25 protein-coding genes are annotated in these 21,896 nt (G+C 59.3%); 15 read left to right on the top strand and 10 right to left on the bottom strand.

Going from position 1 to position 21,896, the window contains the following annotated elements; translation table 11 throughout:
• The first annotated feature begins 15 nt into the window (after nucleotides 1–15).
• From HGHM_RS23620 to HGHM_RS13460, 4 genes are read left to right on the top strand one after another with little or no spacing between them, the layout of a single operon-like run.
• On the top strand, nucleotides 16–123 hold the full coding sequence (locus HGHM_RS23620) for a cytochrome oxidase small assembly protein (RefSeq protein WP_019142066.1): 108 nt from the start codon (nucleotides 16–18) through the stop codon (nucleotides 121–123).
• Complete coding sequence (locus tag HGHM_RS13470) at nucleotides 124–693, top strand: cytochrome c oxidase assembly protein (RefSeq protein WP_019142065.1); 570 nt, start codon at nucleotides 124–126, stop codon at nucleotides 691–693. It abuts the gene before it with no gap.
• An 11-nt stretch (nucleotides 694–704) separates the two neighbouring features.
• On the top strand, nucleotides 705–920 hold the full coding sequence (locus HGHM_RS13465) for a DUF2970 domain-containing protein (protein WP_019142064.1): 216 nt from the start codon (nucleotides 705–707) through the stop codon (nucleotides 918–920).
• A gap of 29 nt (nucleotides 921–949) precedes the next feature.
• Nucleotides 950–1,807 carry a cytochrome c oxidase subunit 3 gene (locus HGHM_RS13460; RefSeq protein WP_026076016.1) on the top strand — a complete coding sequence of 286 codons (858 nt, stop codon included), beginning with the start codon at nucleotides 950–952 and terminating at the stop codon, nucleotides 1,805–1,807.
• Nucleotides 1,808–1,889: 82 nt separating this feature from the next.
• On the opposite strand, the gene HGHM_RS13455 is transcribed toward HGHM_RS13460, so the two are convergent.
• Nucleotides 1,890–2,090 carry a twin transmembrane helix small protein gene (locus HGHM_RS13455; protein WP_019142062.1) on the bottom strand — a complete coding sequence of 67 codons (201 nt, stop codon included), beginning with the start codon at nucleotides 2,088–2,090 and terminating at the stop codon, nucleotides 1,890–1,892.
• 92 nt (nucleotides 2,091–2,182) lie between these two features.
• Between HGHM_RS13455 and HGHM_RS13450 the strand changes: the two genes are divergently transcribed.
• From HGHM_RS13450 to HGHM_RS13430, 5 genes are read left to right on the top strand one after another with little or no spacing between them, the layout of a single operon-like run.
• The gene (locus tag HGHM_RS13450; RefSeq protein WP_026076015.1) at nucleotides 2,183–2,905 is read left to right on the top strand and encodes an SURF1 family protein; all 723 of its coding nucleotides are present in this window, start codon (nucleotides 2,183–2,185) and stop codon (nucleotides 2,903–2,905) included.
• Nucleotides 2,883–3,485 carry an SCO family protein gene (locus HGHM_RS13445; protein ID WP_026076014.1) on the top strand — a complete coding sequence of 201 codons (603 nt, stop codon included), beginning with the start codon at nucleotides 2,883–2,885 and terminating at the stop codon, nucleotides 3,483–3,485. The genes HGHM_RS13450 and HGHM_RS13445 overlap by 23 nt, the downstream gene beginning before the upstream one ends.
• A gap of 7 nt (nucleotides 3,486–3,492) precedes the next feature.
• Nucleotides 3,493–4,605, top strand: a complete 1,113-nt coding sequence (locus HGHM_RS13440; protein ID WP_019142059.1) for a COX15/CtaA family protein — start codon at nucleotides 3,493–3,495, stop codon at nucleotides 4,603–4,605.
• Nucleotides 4,606–4,615: 10 nt separating this feature from the next.
• Nucleotides 4,616–5,503: a heme o synthase gene (cyoE, locus tag HGHM_RS13435; RefSeq protein WP_019142058.1), complete on the top strand. Its 888-nt coding sequence runs from the start codon at nucleotides 4,616–4,618 to the stop codon at nucleotides 5,501–5,503.
• Nucleotides 5,503–6,135, top strand: coding sequence for an SCO family protein (locus tag HGHM_RS13430; RefSeq protein WP_019142057.1), 633 nt, complete (start codon nucleotides 5,503–5,505; stop codon nucleotides 6,133–6,135). Before cyoE ends, HGHM_RS13430 begins: the two co-directional genes overlap by 1 nt.
• Before the next feature lie 94 nt (nucleotides 6,136–6,229).
• Here HGHM_RS13430 and rpoH read toward each other — a convergent pair whose 3' ends face one another.
• From rpoH to ftsY, 4 genes are all read right to left on the bottom strand, one after another.
• Nucleotides 6,230–7,126 (bottom strand): RNA polymerase sigma factor RpoH, encoded by an 897-nt coding sequence (rpoH, locus tag HGHM_RS13425; protein ID WP_026076012.1) that lies wholly within the window; start codon nucleotides 7,124–7,126, stop codon nucleotides 6,230–6,232.
• Between the two features lie 220 nt (nucleotides 7,127–7,346).
• A complete protein-coding gene (ftsX, locus tag HGHM_RS13420) occupies nucleotides 7,347–8,264 on the bottom strand; it encodes a permease-like cell division protein FtsX (RefSeq protein WP_019142055.1) in 918 nt (305 codons plus the stop codon).
• Nucleotides 8,261–8,944: a cell division ATP-binding protein FtsE gene (locus tag HGHM_RS13415; protein WP_019142054.1), complete on the bottom strand. Its 684-nt coding sequence runs from the start codon at nucleotides 8,942–8,944 to the stop codon at nucleotides 8,261–8,263. The genes ftsX and HGHM_RS13415 overlap by 4 nt, the downstream gene beginning before the upstream one ends.
• Before the next feature lie 5 nt (nucleotides 8,945–8,949).
• On the bottom strand, nucleotides 8,950–10,212 hold the full coding sequence (ftsY, locus tag HGHM_RS13410) for a signal recognition particle-docking protein FtsY (protein ID WP_026076011.1): 1,263 nt from the start codon (nucleotides 10,210–10,212) through the stop codon (nucleotides 8,950–8,952).
• A 129-nt stretch (nucleotides 10,213–10,341) separates the two neighbouring features.
• Here ftsY and HGHM_RS13405 point away from each other — a divergent pair, with 129 nt between their 5' ends.
• Genes HGHM_RS13405 through HGHM_RS13385 form a run of 5 tightly spaced genes read left to right on the top strand, consistent with a single transcriptional unit; the run spans nucleotide 10,342 to nucleotide 14,538 of the window.
• On the top strand, nucleotides 10,342–11,706 hold the full coding sequence (locus HGHM_RS13405; RefSeq protein ID WP_026076010.1) for a M16 family metallopeptidase: 1,365 nt from the start codon (nucleotides 10,342–10,344) through the stop codon (nucleotides 11,704–11,706).
• Between the two features lie 46 nt (nucleotides 11,707–11,752).
• Entirely contained in the window at nucleotides 11,753–13,072 is a 1,320-nt protein-coding gene (locus tag HGHM_RS13400) for a M16 family metallopeptidase (RefSeq protein ID WP_026076009.1), read from the top strand.
• Nucleotides 13,073–13,075: 3 nt separating this feature from the next.
• On the top strand, nucleotides 13,076–13,735 hold the full coding sequence (gene rsmD / locus HGHM_RS13395) for a 16S rRNA (guanine(966)-N(2))-methyltransferase RsmD (protein WP_019142050.1): 660 nt from the start codon (nucleotides 13,076–13,078) through the stop codon (nucleotides 13,733–13,735).
• A 29-nt stretch (nucleotides 13,736–13,764) separates the two neighbouring features.
• Nucleotides 13,765–14,253: a pantetheine-phosphate adenylyltransferase gene (gene coaD, locus HGHM_RS13390; protein WP_019142049.1), complete on the top strand. Its 489-nt coding sequence runs from the start codon at nucleotides 13,765–13,767 to the stop codon at nucleotides 14,251–14,253.
• A gap of 27 nt (nucleotides 14,254–14,280) precedes the next feature.
• The gene (locus tag HGHM_RS13385) at nucleotides 14,281–14,538 is read left to right on the top strand and encodes a YfhL family 4Fe-4S dicluster ferredoxin (RefSeq protein ID WP_026076008.1); all 258 of its coding nucleotides are present in this window, start codon (nucleotides 14,281–14,283) and stop codon (nucleotides 14,536–14,538) included.
• A gap of 96 nt (nucleotides 14,539–14,634) precedes the next feature.
• Here HGHM_RS13385 and HGHM_RS13380 read toward each other — a convergent pair whose 3' ends face one another.
• Nucleotides 14,635–15,489, bottom strand: a complete 855-nt coding sequence (locus tag HGHM_RS13380) for an MOSC domain-containing protein (protein ID WP_019142047.1) — start codon at nucleotides 15,487–15,489, stop codon at nucleotides 14,635–14,637.
• A 417-nt stretch (nucleotides 15,490–15,906) separates the two neighbouring features.
• Between HGHM_RS13380 and ggt the strand changes: the two genes are divergently transcribed.
• Entirely contained in the window at nucleotides 15,907–17,742 is a 1,836-nt protein-coding gene (gene ggt / locus HGHM_RS13375; RefSeq protein ID WP_019142046.1) for a gamma-glutamyltransferase, read from the top strand.
• Nucleotides 17,743–17,919: 177 nt separating this feature from the next.
• Here the strand turns inward: ggt and ychF are convergent, their stop codons facing one another.
• From ychF to HGHM_RS13355, 4 genes are all read right to left on the bottom strand, one after another.
• Complete coding sequence (gene ychF / locus HGHM_RS13370) at nucleotides 17,920–19,011, bottom strand: redox-regulated ATPase YchF (RefSeq protein ID WP_019142045.1); 1,092 nt, start codon at nucleotides 19,009–19,011, stop codon at nucleotides 17,920–17,922.
• A gap of 207 nt (nucleotides 19,012–19,218) precedes the next feature.
• On the bottom strand, nucleotides 19,219–20,313 hold the full coding sequence (locus tag HGHM_RS13365; protein ID WP_019142044.1) for a patatin-like phospholipase family protein: 1,095 nt from the start codon (nucleotides 20,311–20,313) through the stop codon (nucleotides 19,219–19,221).
• Between the two features lie 115 nt (nucleotides 20,314–20,428).
• Complete coding sequence (gene pth, locus HGHM_RS13360) at nucleotides 20,429–21,007, bottom strand: aminoacyl-tRNA hydrolase (RefSeq protein ID WP_019142043.1); 579 nt, start codon at nucleotides 21,005–21,007, stop codon at nucleotides 20,429–20,431.
• A 227-nt stretch (nucleotides 21,008–21,234) separates the two neighbouring features.
• A complete protein-coding gene (locus tag HGHM_RS13355; protein ID WP_019142042.1) occupies nucleotides 21,235–21,867 on the bottom strand; it encodes a 50S ribosomal protein L25/general stress protein Ctc in 633 nt (210 codons plus the stop codon).
• Nucleotides 21,868–21,896: the final 29 nt, after the last annotated feature.

Raw genomic sequence — 21,896 nt, 5'->3', positions numbered from 1 at the left:
TCGCCTGATTACTCTATGTCTCAGCAGAAAAAGCCGAATAACCTGAAGACCGCGTTGATCCTTGCGTCAATCGCGCTGGCGTTTTTTGTAGGCCTGTTCGTCAAACGGATTTGGTTCGGCTAAATGGAAACAAGGAATCAAGGCAGCGCAGGACAGGCCCGCAAGCTGAACACGCACATGCTCGGCAAGTTGCTGGTGATTGCGGTGATGATGTTTGGCTTCGGCTATGCGCTGGTGCCAGTCTATAAAAAGATTTGTGAAATCACTGGCATCAACGTCCTGTCAACGAAGGATGTCAAGCTCGACGGTGTCGCCAATACGCAGGTCGACAAGACCCGTACCATCACCATCGAGTTTGATGCGAATTCCCAAGGTCCCTGGCGTTTCCGGCCGACGGTTTCCAGCATGCAGGTGCATCCGGGGGAAATGGCGCAAGTGGTCTATGAAGTTGTGAACACGCAGCCGCGCAGCATCGACGCGCAAGCGATTCCAAGCTACGCGCCGCAGCAGGCAGCGGCCCACTTCAAGAAGATGGAGTGCTTCTGCTTTCAGCAGCAGACGCTCGGACCAAATCAGGCAAAGCAGATGCCGGTCGTGTTTTACATCGACCCGGCTCTGCCCAAGGATGTGAAGACGATTACTCTGTCCTACACCTTTTTCGAGGTTGGCGGGACAGGCGGGAAAGCAGGCTGACAGGGGGGCGTATGGATGATCTGAAAAAGGTCGTGACTCGCAAGTCGTCCTTCTGGGCAACTGTCAAGGCGGTATTCTGGTCGTTCTTCGGGGTGCGGAAGAAAAGCCACTACGAGCAGGACGCGGCGCAATTGAATCCGGTCCACGTGATTATTGCGGGGATTATTGGCGCGGTGATCTTTATCGGGATCCTGCTGTTGATCGTAAAAAGCGTGGTTGCGAAGTAACTATTTAAAATTTGCATTGGGAGATGGACATGAGTTCTCAGCATGGAAATGCGCCTTATTACTTCATACCCGGCCCCTCCAGGTGGCCGGTACTTGCAGGTGCATCGCTGCTCTTGACGATGGCAGGAGCCGCCGCATGGGTCAACAGCGTCAGCTGGGGGCCGGTGGCCAATATTGCTGGCATTCTTGCACTCCTGGTCGTGCTGTATCGCTGGTTTGGCGATGCGATCAGGGAATCCGAAGGCGGCTTGTACAGCAACCGCATCGACGTTTCCTATCGCTGGAGCATGAGCTGGTTCATCTTCTCCGAAGTCATGTTCTTCGCCGGATTTTTCGGCGCCCTGTTTTATGCACGCACGATTACGCTGCCTGATCTGGCCAGCCTCGATTACAAGATCCTGTGGCCGGACTTCACCGGGCAATGGGGCAATACACCGGCAGGCACTATCCAGCCTTTCACCAAGATGGGCCCATTCCCCATCCCGACCATCAACACTGCGTTGCTGCTGACTTCGGGTGTGACGTTGACAATTGCTCACCATGCACTGCGCGCAGGCCAGCGAAGCAAGACGGCATTCTGGCTGTTTGCCACCATCGTGCTTGGCGCCGTGTTCATGGGTTTCCAGGCTTTTGAATATATCCATGCCTATACGGAATTGAACCTGAAGCTGACTTCCGGCATCTATGGTTCGACTTTCTTCATGTTGACCGGATTCCACGGATTCCACGTCACGATGGGTGCTATCATGCTGGCCGTGGTGCTGGTCCGCGTGCTGAAAGGACACTTTACCCCCGAACATCACTTCGCCTTCGAAGGCGCCGCATGGTACTGGCACTTTGTGGACGTCGTATGGCTTGGCCTCTATGTGGTGGTTTACTGGCTGTAACTGTCCTGCGGATAGTCTGGGCAAAAAGAAGAGCCGCACCTTGGTGCGGCTTTTTTACTGGGTAGGCATGAAACCCGCAGGTTTATCGAATCCCGGTAGGCTCAATCCAACCCAGCGAATAAGCGATCAGCAGCAGCACGAACAGTGCAATGGAAAAGCCGACGCGCAGTGCGAGTGCTTTGACGGTCCGGTTGCTTTTCCCTTTGTCTTTCATTAAAAAAAACAGTGCAGATCCAAGACTGCTCAATATCAGGACGAAAGCGATGGCGACAAGAATTTTCATGATGGATTGAAAGCTGTCCGTGCGTCGCGCGCCGGCTGGAACGCTGCAGGAGAGAGGATTAACAGGGGCATGAAAGACAGAGTGATATTGTAATGCCAATCAAATTCCGTTTTAGATGGATGCCGTTCATTGCTTGCTCCATCGCGATCACGATTGGCATCCTGCTGGGGAATTGGCAAACCCGCCGCGCAGCGGAAAAAGAGGCGATCGAACAGAAGCTGCTCGAGCGCGAATCCGCCCCGCCTCTGGACTTGAACCGGGTGACGCCGGGCGTGGAAGAGGCAGAGTATCGGCGCGTGCACCTCAAGGGAGAATTCCTCCCGCGCTGGAGCATCTATCTGGATAATCGTCCCTACCAGGGTGTGCCGGGCTTCTACGTGCTTACGCCATTCAGGATTGACGGCACGAGCAAATATGTTCTGGTCATGCGCGGATGGTTCAAGCGCGACATTGCCGATCGCACCAAACTGCCCGACTTGAAGACGCCGGGCGATCCGATCGACATCGAAGGCATGGTCCGGCGCAATGCCAGCCACGTACTTCAACTCGGAACACCGCTGCCGCTGCAACCGGGCGCAATCCTGCAGAATGTCGAGATCGCACAATTCACACAGGCCAGTGGATTGCCCGTGCAGCCATATTTCGTCGAGCAGACCAGCGATACCGGGGACGGACTGGTACGCGACTGGCCACGGCCATCGAGCGGCGTCGACAAGCACAAGGGTTATGCCTTCCAGTGGTATGCACTTTCGGCAATGGCACTCATATTTTTCATGGTTACAGGATTACGTCGTGGAAGCAAACAGGCAAGCTAGCAATCAGCGCAGTCAGGGACGCTGGAAACTCTTCGCGGTGCTCGCAGTCTGCGCCGCACCGGTCCTCGCCTCGTACTTCGCCTACTATGTCGTCAAGCCGCAGGGGCGCACCAACTATGGCACGCTGCTCGACCCGCGCAGCTATCCCGTGCCGGCACTTGGTTTGCACCTGCTCGATGGAATACCGGTCACGCTCGATGCCTATCGCGGCAAGTGGGTGATGCTGATGGTGAGTGATGCCGACTGTCCGGAAGCGTGCCGCAAGAAGTTGTATGACATGCGCCAGTTGCGCCTCGCCCAGGGCAAGGACATGGATCGCATCGAGCGCGTTTGGCTGATCACGGACGATAAACCATTGGATACGCTGCTCATGCGGGAATATGACGGCACCCATATGCTCCGTGCGCAGCCGCACAAGCTGAAGAACTGGCTCCCGGCAGAGGTTGACACGCGCCAGTCCGACCATATCTACATGATCGACCCTCTTGGCAATCTGATGATGCGGTTCCCCAAAGATGCCGATCCCAACAAGATCAAGAAAGACTTGTCCCGATTGTTGAAGGCCTCACGAATAGGATAAATTTGTCATGCTGATCCAACTCGCCATCATGGGCGTATTGGCAGCCTTGCTGCCGCTGACCGTCGTGTGGGCATCGAGCGATAAAGACAAATACCGCAAGCTGGTATGGGTCACGCTCTTCCTGACCTTCGATCTGGTCATGTTCGGTGCCTTTACGCGGCTTACCGATTCCGGGCTCGGCTGTCCCGACTGGCCAGGATGTTATGGTCATGCCAATCCCCTGCAGGCGCACGCGCACATCAGCGCGGCCGAAGCGGCCATGCCGACAGGGCCGGTGACAGTCATGAAAGCCTGGATAGAAATGATCCACCGCTACCTGGCGATGGGTGTTGGCGTCCTGATCATTGCCATCATGTTGATCGCATGGCGGCAGTGGTTGAAATCGAAACGAACCGAACCAAAATTTTCGCCCTGGTTCCCGACCACCCTGTTCGCATTCGTGTGCCTGCAGGGCGCATTCGGTGCCTGGACGGTGACCATGAAACTGCAGCCGGTCATCGTCACCATCCATCTGCTGCTGGGACTGACCCTGCTCGCCATGCTCACCTGGCTCGGCGCACGGCAGGCACGGCATGCGCTGGTCGACACGGCAGCACTGGCACTCCGCAGCCCGGCACTGATTGCCCTCGGCTTGCTTATCCTGCAAGTCGCACTGGGCGGTTGGGTAAGCACGAATTACGCGGCGCTCGCCTGCCTGGATTTCCCGATGTGCCAGGGAGCATGGCTGCCCCACATGGATTTCAACCACGGCTTCACCTTGTGGCGCGCACTGGGCAAGACGGCGGATGGCGATTACTTGCCATTTCCCGCGCTGACGGCCATTCACTGGACCCACCGCAGCTTCGCCTTCGTTGTCGCGCTGGTCGTCGCATGGGTCGCATGCCGGGGCTTGAAGGTCGAAGGCCTGCGCAAGACATCGCGCTGGCTGCTGATCGCCCTGGCCCTGCAGTTGTCCACCGGCCTGGCTACCATCTACCTGAAGTGGCCGCTTGCCCTGGCCGTGGTGCACAACGGAGGCGCAGCGCTCCTCGTGCTCTTGCTGGTCATGTTAAACTTCAAGGTTCGCATCCCGGCGCAGGCTGCGTCAAACAGAGTTAGTACGCGGCTTTCGGCCGCCTGATACGCAAGGCATGACTACCCTGACTGCTTCCTCGAATCGCTTCACCCAATACTGGGCGCTGACCAAGCCGCGCGTGACCCAGCTGGCAGTATTCTGTGCCGTGATCGGCATGTTCCTCGCAACCGAAGAATTGCCGAACTGGAAAATATTGATCGCGGCAACCGTGGGAATCTGGCTGCTTGCCGGTGCAGCGTTCGCGGTCAATTGCCTGGTGGAGCGGGAAATCGATTCCCGCATGGCCCGCACCGCCCGCCGCCCCATGGCGCGTGGTGAAATCACGGTACTTCAGACCCTGGTCTTTTCCGGCGCGATCGGCGGTATCGGCATGTGGATTCTGTATAACTTAGTGAATCCGCTCACCATGTGGCTGACTTTCGCCACTTTCGTCGGCTATGCGGTCGTCTACACCATCATCCTCAAGCCGGCCACACCGCAGAACATTGTGATCGGCGGGCTATCCGGTGCCATGCCCCCGGCCTTGGGCTGGGCTGCCGTTGCCAACGATGTGCCGATGCAGGCCTGGATTCTTGTGCTGATCATTTTCGTCTGGACACCGCCCCACTTCTGGGCGCTTGCCCTGTACCGGCGTGATGACTACGCGAAATCCGGCCTGCCGATGCTGCCCATCACGCACGGCCTGAAATTCACCCAGTTTCAAATTCTGCTGTACACGATTGCATTGGTTGCGACCACGCTCCTGCCGTTTGCCGTACAGATGAGCGGACTGATCTACCTGCTGAGCGCACTGACCCTCGGCGCGATCTTTCTCCGTCGCGCATGGCAGCTGTACCGGCATTACACCGACGTCCTGGCGCGCAAGACATTTGCCTATTCGATCATTTACCTGTCCTTGCTGTTCGCTGCGCTGCTGGTTGATCATTACGTGAGATTCTTCTGATGCGCCTGCCTTCCTTCGCGCGGCTGTTGCCGCTACTCCTGCTGCCGCTGGCCTTCCTGCTTGCCGCTTGCGAACAGAAGTCCGGGGGCTGGGCTGCGCAGTTGCTGCCCGCCGACAAGCCGGCCTTCAAGAATACCGATATCACCGGACTGGACTACGCAAAGGACTTCAGCCTTCCCGATTTCAATGGCAAGCAGCGCTCGCTTGCCGATTTCAGAGGCAAGGCTGTCGTCGTATTTTTCGGATATACCCAATGCCCGGATGTATGCCCGACCACCATGGCGGAAATGGCAAATGTCATGCAGCAGCTCGGACCGCTTGCCGACCGGGTTCAGGTAGTGTTCATCACGGTGGATCCCGAGCGCGACACACCAGAACTCCTTGCCAAGTATGTGCCGGCCTTCGACCCGCGCTTCCTCGGATTGGTCGGTAACAAGGCGGCCACCGAAAAAGTGGCGAAGGAATTCAAGGTGTTCTATCAAAAAGTGCCGGGCAAGGAGCCGGGCAGCTATTCGATGGACCACACTGCGGGCAGTTATGTCTTTGATCCCCAAGGGCGGATCCGGCTTTTCATGCGGCATGGACAGGGACCAGAACCCGTCGTGCATGACTTGAAACTGTTGTTGTCCTGAACTTGGCCCTGCTGACGGGCAGGCCTCGATCTAATTCACGCAGGCAAATAAAAAAGGCGCTCCAGTGGAGCGCCTTTTGCGTTGCTTTCCAGGCTTAGGCAAAAGCAGCCAGCGTGCCTTTCATCTTCTTCAGCGCCGCGCTTTCGATCTGGCGAATACGCTCCGCAGAAACGCCGAATTCGTCAGCCAGTTCGTGCAGGGTCGCACCTGAGCCCTCGTCATTCGACAGCCAGCGTGCTTCCACGATGCGGCGTGAACGCGGATCCAGCTTGCTCAGTGCCGTTTCCAGCCCTTCGGATTGCAGCCGGTCATATTGCTGGGCCTCCAGCGCTTTGGTTGGCTCGCTGGCATCGGATGCCAGATAGGCGATCGGAGCAAACTTTTCATCTTCGTCATCACTCGGCGCTTCCAGTGCGATGTCATGACCCGCCATGCGAGTTTCCATCTCGATCACTTCTTCGCGCTTGACGTTGAGCGACTTGGCCAGGTCATCGACTTGGGCCGGTGTCATGGCGTCCAGGCCCTCTTTATGGCTGCGCAGGTTGAAGAACAGCTTGCGCTGCGCCTTCGTAGTCGCGACCTTGACCAAACGCCAGTTTCTCAAGATGTATTCATGCATCTCCGCCTTGATCCAGTGAATTGCATAGGACACAAGGCGAACGCCCTGGTCAGGATCAAAGCGCTTGACGGCCTTCATCAAGCCGATATTGCCTTCCTGGATCAGGTCGGCATGCGGCAGGCCATAGCCAAGATAGCCACGCGCAATCGAAACCACCAGTCGCAGATGCGAGAGCACCAGCTTCTGAGCGGCGGCCAGATCATTCTTGTCACGCAGGCTGCGCGCCAAAGTGATTTCCTCTTCCTGCGACAAAAGAGGCATCCGGTTGACGGCGGAAATATATGCTTCGATGTTGCCCAAACTGCCAGAAAAACCAAGAGCCAGAGCATTGTTGCCCATTGGAACCAACGCAGATTGTGCAGATGATTTCATTCCTTCTCCTTGTTTCCCTATAAAGGAACAGCTGGAAAACCAGCCGTTTTTTCGACTTCACTATATTAGCACTCCGGCACCGAGAGTGCTAATCGTCATTTTCAAGCTTCAAGATAGGGAGACGCTATGGCAGTACGTTGGCCGATTGATACATCATCCTAGCCCACGGCGCAGGGAGTTTGTTGCGAAAAATCAACGACTTAATGAAGTCGCGAAGGAATCACGGGCGGGTCAAATGACGGCGCACCGAGAAAAACGCTCCGGACAGGCCGAGCGCGGCACTGATTGCAAGCAGGATAAGGATGGAAGAGAAATTCAGGGCTGAAAGCCGGAATTCCGAGCCATACATCCGGGCAAAATCGAAAATTGCGGCATTCAGCGGATAGAGTGCTACACCGACCATCACGAGCGCCGCGGCTCCCGCAAATAAGCCCAGCAGTGCACCGGTATAGCAGAACGGCCGGTAAATGAATGCATTAGTGGCGCCGAACATCCGGCATGCCTCGATTTCCTCACGCTGCGTCATCACTTGCAGGCGTATGGTGTTGAATACGACGGCTACTACCACCACCGCGAGTGTGCCAGCCATAAACAGCAAGACTACCCGCAGCACCCGCACCAGGGCCGCCAGTCGCTTTACCCAGGCCGAATCGACCTGCACCTGTTCCACCCCAGGCAAAGTTCTCAGCCGGTTCGCTACAGCCTCGACTTCCGCCGCATGAACCGCGTCCTGGAATCCCGGCAGCCTGACGACGTAAGCGTCGGGCAGCGGATTGTCCCCAAGGGCGGCGAGCGCATCCGCCAGTCCGGCCTTGTCCCGCAACTTGTTCAAGGCCTGCTCCCGCGGAAGAAATTCCAGTTTCGCAGTGCCTGTGCCGACCGTCCGGTCGATCTGGGTCGCAAGGGCGAGCGCGGTTTCGCGCGGGGTGTCGAGCTTCAGGAATACACTGATTTCCGGTTCCACCGCCAGGCGTTCGGAGACAGGCCGCACGTTTTCCAGCATGGTCAGTCCGGCAAACGGCAAGGCCAGCGCGACACTCACCACCAGCATGTTGAGAAGGAAGCTGCCGGGATGCCGAAGCAGATGCTTGCAGGCTTCAGCCAGCGCATACAGATGCTGACGGATCCATGGTTTCATGCCAACTCCGGTCGGATATCGAGGTGTTCGGCTTGCGCCAGCTTGCCCTGATTCAGGTATATGACGCGCCTTGCGTTTTCCAGCATCTGCTCGTCATGGGTCGAGATCAGGCAGGTGACGCCCACCCCATGGAAGGCTTTGAGTGCGTCGAGCACCTTGTCGGCGCTCTTGCGGTCGAGATTGGCGGTCGGCTCATCGGCCAGGATGATTTGCGGCCGGTTGACGATGGCCCGCGCAATTGCCACGCGCTGCTGCTCGCCGCCGGACAGCATCGGAGGTTCGAATGCGGCCTTGTCGAGCAGGCCCACCTTGTCAAGTGCCGCCCGCGCCCGTCGCTCCGCATCGGCCTTGCCCGTGCCTGTCACCATCAGCGGCAGCATGACGTTTGCCAGCACGTTGCGGTCCGCCAGCAGGGTCTGCTGCTGGAAAATCAGGCCGAGATTGCGACGCAGGTAAGGGAGGCCCGAGGCCTTGATGCGGGCGATGTCCTGTCCATTGACCAGTACCCGGCCCGAGGTGGGGCGTTCGATGGCCGCGATCATTTTCAGCAGGGTGGACTTGCCGGCGCCGGAAGGGCCGGACAGGAAGACCAGTTCGCCCTTGCCTATCGACAGGCTGATGTCGGACAGCGCAACGGCATTGCGGGAGTACCGCTTGGAGACTCCAAGGAATTCGATCATGCAGATCAGCTCAAGAGGGCGTCGACAAATTCTTCGGCATTGAATGCCTGCAAATCCTCGATCTTTTCTCCGACGCCGATGAAATATACCGGCACCGGGCGGGTTTTTGCAATTGCCGCAAGCACGCCGCCCTTGGCAGTCCCGTCGAGCTTGGTGATCACCAGGCCGGTCAGCTGCAGCGCATCGTCGAAAGCCTTGACCTGAGCCAGCGCGTTCTGCCCGGTATTGCCATCGATGACCAGCAGCAGCTCATGCGGAGCGGAAGGCATGCTCTTGCCGATCACGCGCTTGATCTTCTTGAGTTCTTCCATCAGATGGAGCTGGGTCGGCAACCGGCCCGCGGTATCCACCATGACCACATCGGTACGGCGCGCGCGCGCCGATTGCACCGCATCGAAGGCCACTGCCGCCGGGTCGCCGGATTCCTGCGCAATCACCGTGACATTGTTGCGCTCGCCCCAGATCGTGAGCTGCTCGCGTGCCGCGGCACGGAAGGTATCGCCTGCGGCCAGCAGGACCGATTGCCGATGGGCCTGCAAATGCTTGGCAAGCTTGCCGATGGTGGTGGTCTTGCCGGCACCGTTGACGCCGCAAATCATCATCACCAGAGGCTGGACCCGTCCCAGCACCAGCGGCTTTTGCAGAGGGGTCAGCAGCCCGATCAGCAGGCTGCGCAGCGCGGCCTTGACCTGTGCCGCTTCAGTGAGCTTTTCCTCCTTGACCTTTTTCTTCAGGGCATTCAGCAAGTACTGGGTCGCCTCGACGCCCGCATCAGCCATCAGCAGCGCCGATTCCAGTTCGTCATACAGCTCGTCGTCGATCTTTGCGCCGACAAACAGCGTGGTCAGGCTGCTCGACGTCTTCGATAGGCCGGCTTTCAGGCGCGCTAGCCAGGATTGCTTTTCCGCCGCCGGCACCGGTATCTCGACGATTTCGCCTTCGTCTTCCGGCTCGGGCTGAGTGACGGATTCGGGTTGCGGTACGAATTCCGGTTCGGCAGTGGGCACGGGCGCGGCATTTGCCGGCGGCGCAACTTCCGGCACAACTTCCGGAGCAGCCTCCTGCGCCGGGGCAGCGGCAGATCCTCTCAAGCGCGCGAACCATGACTGCTTTTGCGGCGGCACCGGACTAGGCGCGGGCGCGTCAGTCCTTGCCTCGGGAGCCGGCGCCTCGGCGCTCGCCGGCTCTGCCGGTTGAGCGGATTCCGGCTCAAGGGCCGGCTGGGAAACAGGCTGGTCTTTCGGTTTTTTCTTGAAAAAACTAAACATTGGAATGAGGAAAGAGGCTGACGAGGCGCAGGAAGCTGCGCTGACGAAAAAAGATACAATCCCTTCACCAACCGTTGGCGCTTGGTGTCGTCGAAGATCCAAATCGCACATTTTATCAGAGCACAGATTATGAAAATTCGAACTGCACTTGGGTTTTGGGCATTGGTGGCTGTCCTGCTGTCGCCGCTCGCCCAGGCCGAACCCGCGAAGGAATTCATCTTGCAAAATGGCATGAAAGTCATTGTCAAGGAGGATCACCGCGCGCCGACCGTCGCCCACATGATCTGGTACAAGGTCGGAGCCATGGATGAAACCAATGGCACGACTGGCGTGGCTCATGCCCTCGAACACATGATGTTCAAGGGCACCAAGACGCTCAAGCCGGGCGAGTTCAGCCGCAAGGTGGCCGCACTGGGCGGGCGTGAGAATGCCTTCACCAGCAAGGACTACACTGCGTACTTCCAGCAGGTGGAGAAGTCCAGGCTGGAACAAGTCATGGCGCTCGAAGCGGATCGCATGGCCAATCTCGTATTCGACAAGGACGAGTTCTCGCGCGAAATACGGGTGGTGATGGAAGAGCGCCGCTGGCGTACCGAAGACCTGCCGATTCCGAAAGTCTATGAAGCCCTGAACGCGTCGGCCTTCGTGGCTCATCCCTACCATCATCCGGTGGCGGGATGGATGAGCGACCTGATGAACATGACGGTACGGGATGCAAAAGCCTGGTATGACCGCTGGTATGCGCCGAACAATGCGATCATGGTGGTGTGCGGGGATGTCGACGCCAAGAAGGTGTTCGCGCTCGCCAACAAGCATTTCGGCAAGATTCCCGCCAAGACCCTGATCCCGACCAAGCCGCAGATTGAACCCGAGCAGCAGGGCATCCGGCGCGTCACCGTCAAGGCACCGGCAGAAAATCCCTATGTCGTGCTCGCATTCAAGGTGCCGGCCTTGCGCGACGTCGAGAAGGATACCGACTCGCATGCGCTGGAAGTGCTGGCCGCGGTCCTCGACGGCTACGACAATGCGCGGCTGAACGCGAGATTGGTACGCACCGAGCGCATCGCGAACGAAGTGGGCGCAGGTTACTCGGGCAATTCCCGCGGGCCGGTGCTGTTCCTGCTGGATGGCACGCCCGCACGCGGCACCACCACCGAACAGCTGGAACAGCGTCTGCGCGCGGAAGTGGAGCGCATTGCAAAGGATGGCGTGTCCGAAGAGGAATTGAACCGGGTCAAGGCGCAATTGATCGCCGGCCAGATCTACAAGCGCGATTCCATCTTCGGCCAGGCAATGGAGATCGGCGTCATGGAAATGACGGGCATTTCACAGACCCTGATCGACCGCATCATCGAAAAGCTGCGCGAAGTGACGCCGGCGCAGGTGCAGGCCGTCGCACAGAAGTATTTTCGCGACGATACCCTGACCGTTGCCACCCTCGTGCCCTTGCCGCTCACCGAGAAAAAACCGGAGCCGCCGGGACTGCGTCATTGATGCTCCCGGCTTGCCCGCTCAGACATAGAGAACGCACAAAACCATCATGATCCGATATCTCGTTCTGGCTTTTGCGATAGTTTGCGCGCCTGTCGCGCATGCCACTTTGAAGATCCAGTCATGGACGTTGGACAACGGTGCCCGCGTCTTGTTCGTGGAAAATCATTCAATCCCTATCGTGGATGCGAGCATCGAATTCGATGCCGGCGCGCGCCGCGATCCCGAAGGAAAGGCCGGCACTGCCGCACTGACCAATGCCATGCTGGCACGCGGCGTGCACGCGTCCGAGACGCCGGTTTCCGAACCGGCACTGACCGAGGCGCAGATCTCCGATGCGCTGGCCGATACCGCGGCCCAGCGCGGTGGCGGTGCGGGGCTGGACAGGGCTGGCGCTACATTGCGTACCTTGTCGAGCCCGGCCGAGCGCGACAAGGCCGTCATGCTGGTGGCACGCATCCTGGCCCAGCCGGGTTTTCCTGATGAGCTGCTGGCACGCGACAAGGCGCGCACCATCGCTTCCATCAAGGAAGATGACACCAAGCCGGAAACAATTGCCGACAAGGCCTTCTGGCGCCTGCTCTACGGCATGCATCCCTATGCAAGCCAGGCAACCGCGTCTTCGGTTGAAGCAATTACCCGGGAAGACCTGATCAATTTCCATCGCACCTACTACGTGGCCAATCGCGCCATCATCGCGATCATCGGCGACATCAGCCGCGCCGATGCGGATGCCATGGCGCGGCAGCTCACCGTGCGCCTGCCGCAGGGTGAGCCGCTGCCGCCCCTGCCTTCGGTGCCGGTACTTCAGGCCAAGAAGGAATACATCCTGCACCCCGCTTCTCAGGCCCATGTGCTGATCGGCGAGCCGGCTGTCGCCCGCGGCGACAAGGATTATTTTCCTCTCATCGTCGGCAACTATGTGCTTGGCGGCGGCGGCTTCGTGTCACGCCTGACCTACGAAGTGCGCGAGAAGCGCGGCCTGTCCTACAGCGCCTACAGCTATTTCAATCCGCTGGCGCAGCAGGGGCCATTCCAGATCGGCTTGCAGACCAAGAAGGAGCAGACCGAGCAGGCGCTCAAGGTGGTGCAGGATACGCTCGCCACTTTCCTGCGCGACGGGCCGACGCAGGAGGAATTGAAGGCGGCCAAGGACAACCTGATCGGCGGCTTTGCCTTGCGCATCGATAACAACCGCAAGATTCTCGACAACGTCGCCGCCATTGGCTTTTACAACCTGCCGCTCGACTACCTCGACACCTGGACCGCCAATGTCGCCAAGGTCACGCTCGCCGACATCCGGAGTGCCTTCAGCCGGAAAGTCTCGCTGGACCGCCTGACCACGGTCGTGGTCGGGCCGGAGCAATAGCACATGCAAAAGCAGCAAAAGCGGGGCAGGGCGATGCCGCAACATGGCGGCGGGCCGGCGCAACAGGTGCGCATCATCGGCGGGCAGTGGAAGCGCACGCCCTTGCCAGTGCTGGACGCGGAAGGTTTGCGGCCTACGCCGGACCGCGTCCGAGAGACCGTGTTCAACTGGTTGAATCATTTGCTTGAGGGCAGCTGGGACAATGTCCGCTGCCTCGACCTGTTTGCCGGAACCGGCGCCTTCGGTTTCGAAGCGGCAAGCCGCGGAGCTGCGAGCGTACTCATGGTCGAAAATTATTTGCCTGCCGTGAAGCGGATGGAGGCGAGCAAGGCTAAACTGAATGCGGAGCAGGTGACGATATTGCAAGGCGATGCTGGGCGCATTGCGCACAGTTTGGTCGAGCGCCGCGATGGGGAGCACGCGCGCTTTGATGTGATCTTCCTTGATCCGCCTTATCACCACGGCTGGCTTGCGAAGATGCTTCCTTTGTGCGAGCGCCTGCTCGAAGTGGGAGGCCTGGTGTATGCCGAAGCGGAGCAGTCGCTGGACGAGGAAAACGGCCCCGACTGGCTCAGACCATGGGAGAGCGTGCGCGCGAATAAGGCGGGGATGGTGTTTTATCACTTGCTGCGCCGCAAAGCGGTGCCTGAAATTCAGGCATAATGTGCCTTCTTTTCGTTTAGGGAAACGCGATGGTCACAGCCGTTTATCCAGGAACCTTTGATCCGCTCACCCGCGGACATGAAGATTTGGTGCGCCGCGCTTCGGGCCTGTTCGACAAGCTGATCGTCGGCGTCGCCGACAGCAAGAGCAAGAAGCCTTTCTTCACGCTGGACGAGCGCCTGTCGATTGCCAATGAAGTGCTCGGTCATTATCCGAACGTACAGGTCGAGAGCTTCTCCGGCCTGCTGAAGGACTTCGTTCGCGCCAACGACGCGCGCGTCATCGTGCGCGGCCTGCGTGCCGTGTCCGACTTCGAGTACGAGTTCCAGATGGCCGGCATGAATCGCTATCTCTTGCCCGATGTGGAAACCCTGTTCCTGACCCCCTCCGATCAATATCAGTTCATCTCCGGCACCATCGTGCGCGAAATCGCCATCCTCGGCGGTGATGTATCGAAATTCGTTTTCCCTTCAGTGGAAAAATGGTTGAAGGAAAAGATCAGGAAAATGGGTCAATAAGGGCTGTCTTAAGTTGTAGAGGTTGTCATGGCCCTGATGATTACAGATGATTGCATCAACTGCGATGTATGCGAGCCGGAGTGCCCGAACGAGGCAATCTCCATGGGCCCGGAAATTTACGAAATCGATCCGAACAAGTGCACCGAATGCGTCGGTCACTTCAGCGAGCCGCAGTGCCAGCAGGTCTGCCCGGTAAGCTGCATTCCCTTCAATCCGGAATGGCGCGAGACGAAGGAAGAACTGCAGGCCAAGTATGAGCGGCTGCAGACTGCGCTGAAGGCTTAGAGCGATTCACGGCCCGCAATGCTGGCCTGCGCGCGGAAGGCGCGGCTACGAAATCCGGGGCGTGCCACTTGGGGCAAGGGCTGTGGAAGACTTCATTCAGGCGAACGCAAGGCTAACGTCGACTTCCTGCCCCACACGCACCACCTGACCCTCTCCCTCCAGCAGGATTGCATTCATGCCGAACGTGATGCCGCCGTCGACCTTCGGGTTGGCGCGATAGGTTTGCAATATGTCGAGCGGATCCGGGCCGATGACGCCGGTTGCCTGATCCACCGAAGGAACGTTGCAGCGCGCGCAGGGCTTCACTGGCTTGAGTGCCGCGCTGCCGATGGTGAGGCGGTCCGCATAATCCTCTTCGTATGCCTCGACGCCACTGATGACGATATTCGGCCGGAAGCGGTTCATGCTCAGCGCTTCGCGTTTCTGCGCCCGCAATTTGCCGTTCAGGTCTTCCAGTGACGCTTCGGAAATGACCAGCATCGGATAGCCATCGGCAAACAGGGTGGGTGCTTCCACCCCGCCAGTCCACTTCCTGCTTGCATGGCGGCTGGCATGCGGATGAAAGCGCACCAGCCGGCAGGGCTGACCGAGCACATTGGAAAACCACGCGGCGGTGGTGTCGTCGCAGTCGTAAGCCTTCACCGTATCGCCCCACACCCTCACCTCCAGCGTCGGCGCTTCATCCGGGTCCGGCAGGTCGAGAGGAATCTCCAGTCGCATCATGCCCGGCGCGCGCAGTTCCAGCGTATCGGCCTTGATCCGCGGCGTGACCAGCGTCATGCGCGGACAGCTGCGCTGTGTCAGGAATTCGCCATGCGCATCGACCACCATCCATTCACGGTCATACACATGCTCGCTCATCAGGCCAGCCGCGGTCAGCGTCGCTTCGCGCAGCGCGATGCCGCCACAGGACTTGATGGGGTAGAGGTTGAGTTCGGTGAGGATAGGCATGTTCGTGTATGTGTTTCCGCAAATGCTGGATTGTAAACGGCCAATATCGGATTGCCTATTCTCAGCCGTGCTCGGTTGCAAGCCGTTTCTCAACGAGCTTGCGTAAAGCGTTCCTGCGTACATACCCGCGTCGCACGAATGAGCCTTCATGAAGAACATGCAGCGCATGCTGCTTGCAGTTGTCGATGCAGGTTCGATGTTGCGCTTTCGCTTTTGTAAGATCAGGGTTGGCCATTGCAATACTTGATCGCGGTCAAGCGGATGAGCAATGCGCTGGCAAAGCAGCGATGGCTTACTACACTTCCAGTCACTACTGCACGTTCACAGGCGGTAGCAGTTGCGGGCAAAAGGTGTGCGGCAGCAAGTTCACACTTTGCTTGGCAAGGCCTTTATTCCCATGAACAAGAAAGGATTTACATGAGCAAGTCATTGCTGCGCATATTGCGCGTACTTCCCCTTGCTGTCGCCTTGAGCACCTCCCTGGCCGTCGCAGAGAATAAGGTCCAGACATTCCCCAATACGCTTGCCGCACAGGAGCAGGCCTACCGCAAGGGCGTCGTCTCAGTCTCCCATCCGCTGGCTGCCGAGGCTGGCGCCCGTATGCTGGAGCAGGGTGGCAATGCCATCGATGCTGCGGCGGCAATCCAGTTTGCGCTCAACGTCGTCGAGCCGCAATTTTCCGGCATCGGCGGCGGCGGCTTCATGATGATCCATCTCGCCAAGTCGAATAAGACCTTCATCATTGACTCGCGGGAAAAGGCACCGGCGGCTGCCACTCCCGATATGTTCCTCAACCAGAGCTTTGATGCCGCGTCCACCAGCGGCCATGCGGTCGGCGTCCCCGGCACTCTGCTGGGCGTGGAAACCGCGCTGGCCAGATGGGGCACGAAAACCCTGGCCGAAACATTGCAGCCAGCCATCACGCTGGCCGACAGCGGCTTTCACATCAACCGCTTCCTGGCGGCGGACATCAAAGATGAGCGCACTTCGCTGCAGCCGGAAACACGTGCCATCTTCCGGCTCCCTGACGGCAGCCCGTTGCCTGAAGGGTATCTGCTGCGTCAACCCGATCTGGCCAAGACCTTCCGCCTGATTGCCGGCCAAGGCAGCCAGGTGTTTTACAAGGGCGAGATCGCGCAAGCCATCGTCCAAGCGCAGAAGCGTAGCAATCCGACCCTGGGGGCCGCAGGTGTCGGTCGCATGACCCTTCAGGACCTGGCTGCGTACGATGTCGCGGAGCGCGTGCCGGTGGAAGGTGAATATCGCGGCGTGACGATCAAGTCGATGTCGCCGCCATCGTCCGGCGGGCTGACCATCATCCAGATGCTCAAAATGCTGGAGCAATTTCCGATCGGTGACACGTCTCAAGGTTTTGGCTTTGGCAGCACGCGTACCCTGCATGTCATGACGGAGGCCATGCGTTTGGCTTTCGCCGACCGCGCAGTCTGGATGGGTGACGAGGATTTTGTGCCTGTGCCAAAACGGGGACTGATCTCATCCTGCTATCTCAACATACGCCGGCTGCTGATCAATCCGGAACAAAGGCTGGCAAGCGCTACTGCAGGGGACCCTCGCCCATGCGATACCGCTTCCGCTGCCGCGGATGCACCGCTCAGGCTCGCAGGCATTGAGGAAGAGAAAGGCGTCCATACCACCCATTTCTCTGTCGTTGATCAGGAAGGCAACGTGGTGTCGTACACGACGACGATCGAAAACACCTGGGGCACCGGCATTGTGGTACCCGGCTATGGCTTCCTGCTCAACAATGAGCTTACCGACTTCAATTTCACGCCTACGCGCAATGACGCCACTGGCAACCCGGGAGCCAATGACGTCGCCCCGAACAAGCGGCCGCGCTCCTCGATGGCGCCGACCATGCTGTTCTACCAAGGCAAACCTGTTGCCGCCTACGGTTCTCCAGGCGGGGCCACCATCATCAACTCTGTGTTCAACGTCACTCTCAATCTCATCGACCACCATATGTCGATCCAGCAGGCCATCGATGCGCCGCGCTGGTCAGTGACCAGTGCCGCCGGCACCATCAGCTGCGAAAGAGGATTTTCAGCGGAGGCTCTGCAAGGTGTGGCCGCACTGGGCCATCAGGTTCCGCAGACCAATGGCGTACCGGCATGTACGTCCACCATTGGTTCGGTACAAGGCGTGGTGATCGACCTGAGGAACGGGAAACAATATGGTGGCGCCGATCAGCGCCGAGAAGGAACCGTCATCGGCATCAGGGAGGTGGGAGGCTGAGAGCCTGCTAGGGATTCGAGAAAGCGGAAACTTTAAGGCAGTCTGATGCGTGAAGGCGCAGAAGATTGCCTTTTGGCCGATTCACTTGCGACAAGAGCACATTAAAAAACCCCGTAAGCACAAGGCTTTACGGGGTTTTCTTTGTCCGCGGGAATCCGGCGGAATCCGATATTCGGCTTAGACGTTGAACAGGAAATTCAGCACATCGCCATCCTTGACGATGTACTCCTTGCCTTCGGCGCGCATCTTGCCGGCTTCCTTCGCACCCTGTTCGCCCTTGTAGGCGATGAAGTCTTCATACGCGATCGTCTGCGCGCGGATGAAGCCGCGCTCGAAGTCGGTGTGGATCACGCCCGCCGCCTGGGGCGCAGTGTCGCCGACATGGATAGTCCAGGCGCGCACTTCCTTCACGCCGGCGGTGAAGTAGGTCTGCAGGCCAAGCAGCTTGAAGCCGGCGCGGATCAGGCGGTTGAGGCCCGGTTCTTCCATGCCCATATCGGCCAGGAAGGCGCCCTTGTCTTCCTCGTCGAGGTCGGCGATCTCGGCTTCAATCGCGGCACAGATGGCGACGATTGGTGCATTCTGCGACTGCGCGTATTGCGTCAGCTGGTCGAGCAGCGGATTGTTGGTGAAGCCGTTTTCGGCGACGTTGGCCACATACATCGCCGGCTTTGCGGTAATCAGGCACAGCGGCTTGATCAATGCCATCTCTTCCGCATCCAGACCCATGGCGCGCACCGGCTTGGCCTCGTTAAGCTGCGGCAGGATGCGTTCCAGCACGGCGACCAGCTTGATCGCTTCCTTGTCACCGGCTTTGGCTTTCTTGCTCTCGCGCTGCACCGTCTTTTCCACGGTCGCCAAGTCGGCCAGCGCCAGTTCGGTCTGGATCACTTCGATGTCGGCCAGCGGATCGACCTTGCCCGCCACGTGCACCACGTTCGGATCTTCGAAGCAGCGCACCACGTTGACGATCGCATCAGTCTCGCGGATGTGGGCGAGGAACTGGTTGCCCAGGCCTTCGCCTTTCGACGCGCCAGCCACCAGCCCGGCGATGTCGACGAATTCGACGGTGGCCGGCACGATGCGCTCGGGTTTGACGATGTCAGACAAAGCTTTCAGGCGCGGATCAGGCACTTCCACGATGCCGACGTTCGGCTCGATAGTGCAGAAGGGATAGTTTTCCGCAGCGATGCCCGCCTTGGTCAGTGCATTGAACAGGGTGGATTTGCCGACATTGGGCAGGCCGACGATGCCGCATTTGAGACTCATGGAACAACCTTCTCATTCAAAAGGCGCTGAGGAGGCTCATAGGCAATGCCGCCGGCGAGTCCATCAGCTGGGATTCAGGTTAGGCCGCAGGGCCGGGAACGCCGGTGGGGCAGCGATTGGCGACGCCCTGCGAAAAAGATGGCTATTGTAACTCCCCCGGTATTCCCGCTCCAAAGGCCGGCCGCGGGCGCCCGGCCTCGGTTGCGCTCAGATCGGCTGCACCAGGCCGAGATCCGGCTTTTCGACGAAGCTGGCGAGCGCATCACGCAGGCGCTCGCCCTCGCGCATGGCGGCTTTCCAGTCGCGGACGCGGGAGGCATTGTCGCTGCCGTATTCGACGAAGTCATTGCGATCAGGCAGCTTTTTCCGTGGCAGTTTCTGCAAGAAGCTGCGCGACGGGGAGACGAGAATGACATTGTCCAGCCAAGCACGATTCTTACCCTTGGCTGCACGACGCCATGGCAGTTGCTTGTCGAACCAGCCGGGAACGATGTGGTCGTTGAAATGCGGATACAGCACCAGTCCGCCGTCTGCGGCATCCACCACGCGCGAATACGGCAGCGCCAGATGATAGTCGATCAGACCGCCATCCCAGTAGGTGCCAGAAGGCGCGGAGGGAATTGCGCGCACCGGCTCCATGATCATAGGCAGCGTCCCTGAAGCCAGCAGGGCAGGGGCGAGATTGTCCGCGGACAGCTGCGCAAATTCAGTGGGAAAGGCATCGAATCGGGTTTTCAGCCAGGCAGACTGATCGCGCGGGTCGCCAATCACTACCCGTGCCAGATGATGCGACAGCTGGCTGCGGGACATCAGGTTGCCGAGCACGGCCAGTCCGAAGCCTGACATCACGGCGGCATTTTTTTGCGGCGCTTTCAGCAGCCTGCGGCCGAGCGCGGCGAGAATGTGGAGCCGGTTGTGCGGATGATTGGCGATCTCGGCTTCATGACCGCCGATCAGGTCGGCCAGCATCTTTTCACAAGCGGCCGATACGAACTGTGGCGAGGGCTTGTGCGGATAACGCTGTTCGCAATACAGATCGCCCAGGCGCTGGAAGGCGGCCGCCGGGTCCGCATGGCAGGCGGCAGCCATGCGCCATGCGCCTATCGAGGCGCCGATCAAGGTGCGCTCGCGCGGTGCGGAAGGCAGCCAGCTGCTGAACAGCCATTGGTCGAGCGCTTGGAAGATCAAGCCCTTCGGACCGCCTGCCGCAGCGGGAATCAGTGCGATATCCCGTGCGCGCAAGCCGTGCCTGCGCAGATGCGCAAGCGCTTTCGGTCCGGCCTGTATGGATAATGCTGTCATGCTTTTGTTCTCGGTCTAAGGCGTGATCGGCCGCGGAGGCCGCTTTCACATTTGCGCCGGCCCGCAGAATCGGCGCGGGTCTTGCGGCATCGTCTGGCGCAGGGTGTGCCGGCTTTCACGGTTTCGAGGAATGCAGCCGCATCATCGCAGCTTCGAACTTGCCTTCGCACAGGAGCGGAATGACATCCAGGCTCTTTTCGATGGCGTCGTTGATGAGGACTTGCTCTTCCTTGCGTGGACGGTGCAGCACGAAGTCAATGACCGGCTGCGCGAGATTGAGCGAGCGCGGATGTCCGATACCGATGCGCAGCCGCCAGTAATCCTGGGTGCCAAGGGCAGCGGTGATGTCCTTCAGGCCGTTGTGACCGCCGGAAGAGCCGCCCTTCTTGATCTTGGCCACGCCCGGCGGCAGGTCCAGCTCATCGTGCGCAACCAGGATCTCGTCCGGGGCGATCTTGTAAAAGCGCGCCAAGGCACCCACCGACTGGCCGGAGCGGTTCATGAAGGTCTGCGGCTCGAGCAGCCATACTTCCTGTCCGGCGATCGTGATTTTTCCCGCCAGCGCGTTGTAGCGTGCTTCCCGGGCCAACGGGCGGCCGGCAAGGTTGTCGACCAGCCAGAAGCCGGCGTTATGGCGGGTTTGTTCGTATTCCAGGCCAGGATTGCCGAGGCCAACAATGAGGCGAATGGACATGGCGAAATGCAGGTGATCGAATATGCCGCAGTCGTTTGCCGGATTGCACCGGTTTCCAGCGACGGCCTTTAACAATGGAAAAGCAAATTATCCCGGATGTCGCTGCCCGGTGCCAATCTGCGATCAAGTGGCAGCAGGCGGGAGCAGGGATTTTGCTTGGGCGGAAAACAAAAAAACCCGCCACGAATGACGGGTTTTCCTTACTTCGGCAAGGACTGCAGGCCGGATTACTTCTTCTCGGCAGGTGCTGCAGCCTCGGCGGCGCCTTCGGCAGCCTCTCCTTCAGCGGCAACTTGGCCGGCCGGCACGCTGGCGGTTGCGATGGTCGGGTTGTCCTGGCCGCCGTGCAATACCGGCGTAACGCCTTTCGGCAACTGGACGTCGGACAGGTGCAGCGAAGCACCGACTTCCATCTTGGACAGATCGACTTCGATGAACTCTGGCAGGTCGCCCGGCAGGCAGCTGATTTCCAGTTCGGATGCCACGTGGCTGATGATGCCGCCGCCCAGCTTCACGGCCGGGGAGATTTCCGCATTGATGAAGTGCAGCGGAACCTTGACGTGGATCTTCTGATTCGGATCGACGCGCTGGAAGTCGACGTGCAAGACCAGTTGCTTGTATGCGTGCATCTGGAAGTCGCGCAGCAGAACTTTTTCCACCTTGCCTTCGACTTCCATGTCGAGGATCGAAGAATGGAAGGTTTCCTTCTTCAGGGCGTGGAACAGCGCGTTATGGTCCAGTGCGACGGTGACGGGCGCACCATTGCCGCCATAGATGATGCCAGGGGTTTGGCCCGCTTTGCGCAGGCGGCGGCTCGCTCCGGTCCCCTGCTCTTTGCGTGGAAATGCGATCACTTTCATGTTAAAGCTCCAATGTATGCAGGATGTTT

Source organism: Noviherbaspirillum massiliense JC206, assembly GCF_000312045.1.
Classification (GTDB): domain Bacteria; phylum Pseudomonadota; class Gammaproteobacteria; order Burkholderiales; family Burkholderiaceae_D; genus Noviherbaspirillum; species Noviherbaspirillum massiliense.
The sequence above is the reverse complement of the archived record's forward strand: the minus strand, read 5'-3'. Positions and strand labels throughout refer to the sequence as shown.

What these genes read in the sequence shown, in the direction of transcription:
- HGHM_RS23620 (WP_019142066.1), top strand. Translation starts at nt 16, where the DNA reads ATGTCTCAGCAGAAAAAGCCGAATAACCTGAAGACCGCGTTGATCCTT.
- HGHM_RS13470 (WP_019142065.1), top strand. Translation starts at nt 124, where the DNA reads ATGGAAACAAGGAATCAAGGCAGCGCAGGACAGGCCCGCAAGCTGAAC.
- HGHM_RS13465 (WP_019142064.1), top strand. Translation starts at nt 705, where the DNA reads ATGGATGATCTGAAAAAGGTCGTGACTCGCAAGTCGTCCTTCTGGGCA.
- HGHM_RS13460 (WP_026076016.1), top strand. Translation starts at nt 950, where the DNA reads ATGAGTTCTCAGCATGGAAATGCGCCTTATTACTTCATACCCGGCCCC.
- HGHM_RS13455 (WP_019142062.1), bottom strand. Translation starts at nt 2,090, where the DNA reads ATGAAAATTCTTGTCGCCATCGCTTTCGTCCTGATATTGAGCAGTCTT.
- HGHM_RS13450 (WP_026076015.1), top strand. Translation starts at nt 2,183, where the DNA reads ATGCCAATCAAATTCCGTTTTAGATGGATGCCGTTCATTGCTTGCTCC.
- HGHM_RS13440 (WP_019142059.1), top strand. Translation starts at nt 3,493, where the DNA reads ATGCTGATCCAACTCGCCATCATGGGCGTATTGGCAGCCTTGCTGCCG.
- cyoE (WP_019142058.1), top strand. Translation starts at nt 4,616, where the DNA reads ATGACTACCCTGACTGCTTCCTCGAATCGCTTCACCCAATACTGGGCG.
- HGHM_RS13430 (WP_019142057.1), top strand. Translation starts at nt 5,503, where the DNA reads ATGCGCCTGCCTTCCTTCGCGCGGCTGTTGCCGCTACTCCTGCTGCCG.
- rpoH (WP_026076012.1), bottom strand. Translation starts at nt 7,126, where the DNA reads ATGAAATCATCTGCACAATCTGCGTTGGTTCCAATGGGCAACAATGCT.
- ftsX (WP_019142055.1), bottom strand. Translation starts at nt 8,264, where the DNA reads ATGAAACCATGGATCCGTCAGCATCTGTATGCGCTGGCTGAAGCCTGC.
- HGHM_RS13415 (WP_019142054.1), bottom strand. Translation starts at nt 8,944, where the DNA reads ATGATCGAATTCCTTGGAGTCTCCAAGCGGTACTCCCGCAATGCCGTT.
- ftsY (WP_026076011.1), bottom strand. Translation starts at nt 10,212, where the DNA reads ATGTTTAGTTTTTTCAAGAAAAAACCGAAAGACCAGCCTGTTTCCCAG.
- HGHM_RS13405 (WP_026076010.1), top strand. Translation starts at nt 10,342, where the DNA reads ATGAAAATTCGAACTGCACTTGGGTTTTGGGCATTGGTGGCTGTCCTG.
- HGHM_RS13400 (WP_026076009.1), top strand. Translation starts at nt 11,753, where the DNA reads ATGATCCGATATCTCGTTCTGGCTTTTGCGATAGTTTGCGCGCCTGTC.
- rsmD (WP_019142050.1), top strand. Translation starts at nt 13,076, where the DNA reads ATGCAAAAGCAGCAAAAGCGGGGCAGGGCGATGCCGCAACATGGCGGC.
- coaD (WP_019142049.1), top strand. Translation starts at nt 13,765, where the DNA reads ATGGTCACAGCCGTTTATCCAGGAACCTTTGATCCGCTCACCCGCGGA.
- HGHM_RS13385 (WP_026076008.1), top strand. Translation starts at nt 14,281, where the DNA reads ATGGCCCTGATGATTACAGATGATTGCATCAACTGCGATGTATGCGAG.
- HGHM_RS13380 (WP_019142047.1), bottom strand. Translation starts at nt 15,489, where the DNA reads ATGCCTATCCTCACCGAACTCAACCTCTACCCCATCAAGTCCTGTGGC.
- ggt (WP_019142046.1), top strand. Translation starts at nt 15,907, where the DNA reads ATGAGCAAGTCATTGCTGCGCATATTGCGCGTACTTCCCCTTGCTGTC.
- ychF (WP_019142045.1), bottom strand. Translation starts at nt 19,011, where the DNA reads ATGAGTCTCAAATGCGGCATCGTCGGCCTGCCCAATGTCGGCAAATCC.
- HGHM_RS13365 (WP_019142044.1), bottom strand. Translation starts at nt 20,313, where the DNA reads ATGACAGCATTATCCATACAGGCCGGACCGAAAGCGCTTGCGCATCTG.
- pth (WP_019142043.1), bottom strand. Translation starts at nt 21,007, where the DNA reads ATGTCCATTCGCCTCATTGTTGGCCTCGGCAATCCTGGCCTGGAATAC.
- HGHM_RS13355 (WP_019142042.1), bottom strand. Translation starts at nt 21,867, where the DNA reads ATGAAAGTGATCGCATTTCCACGCAAAGAGCAGGGGACCGGAGCGAGC.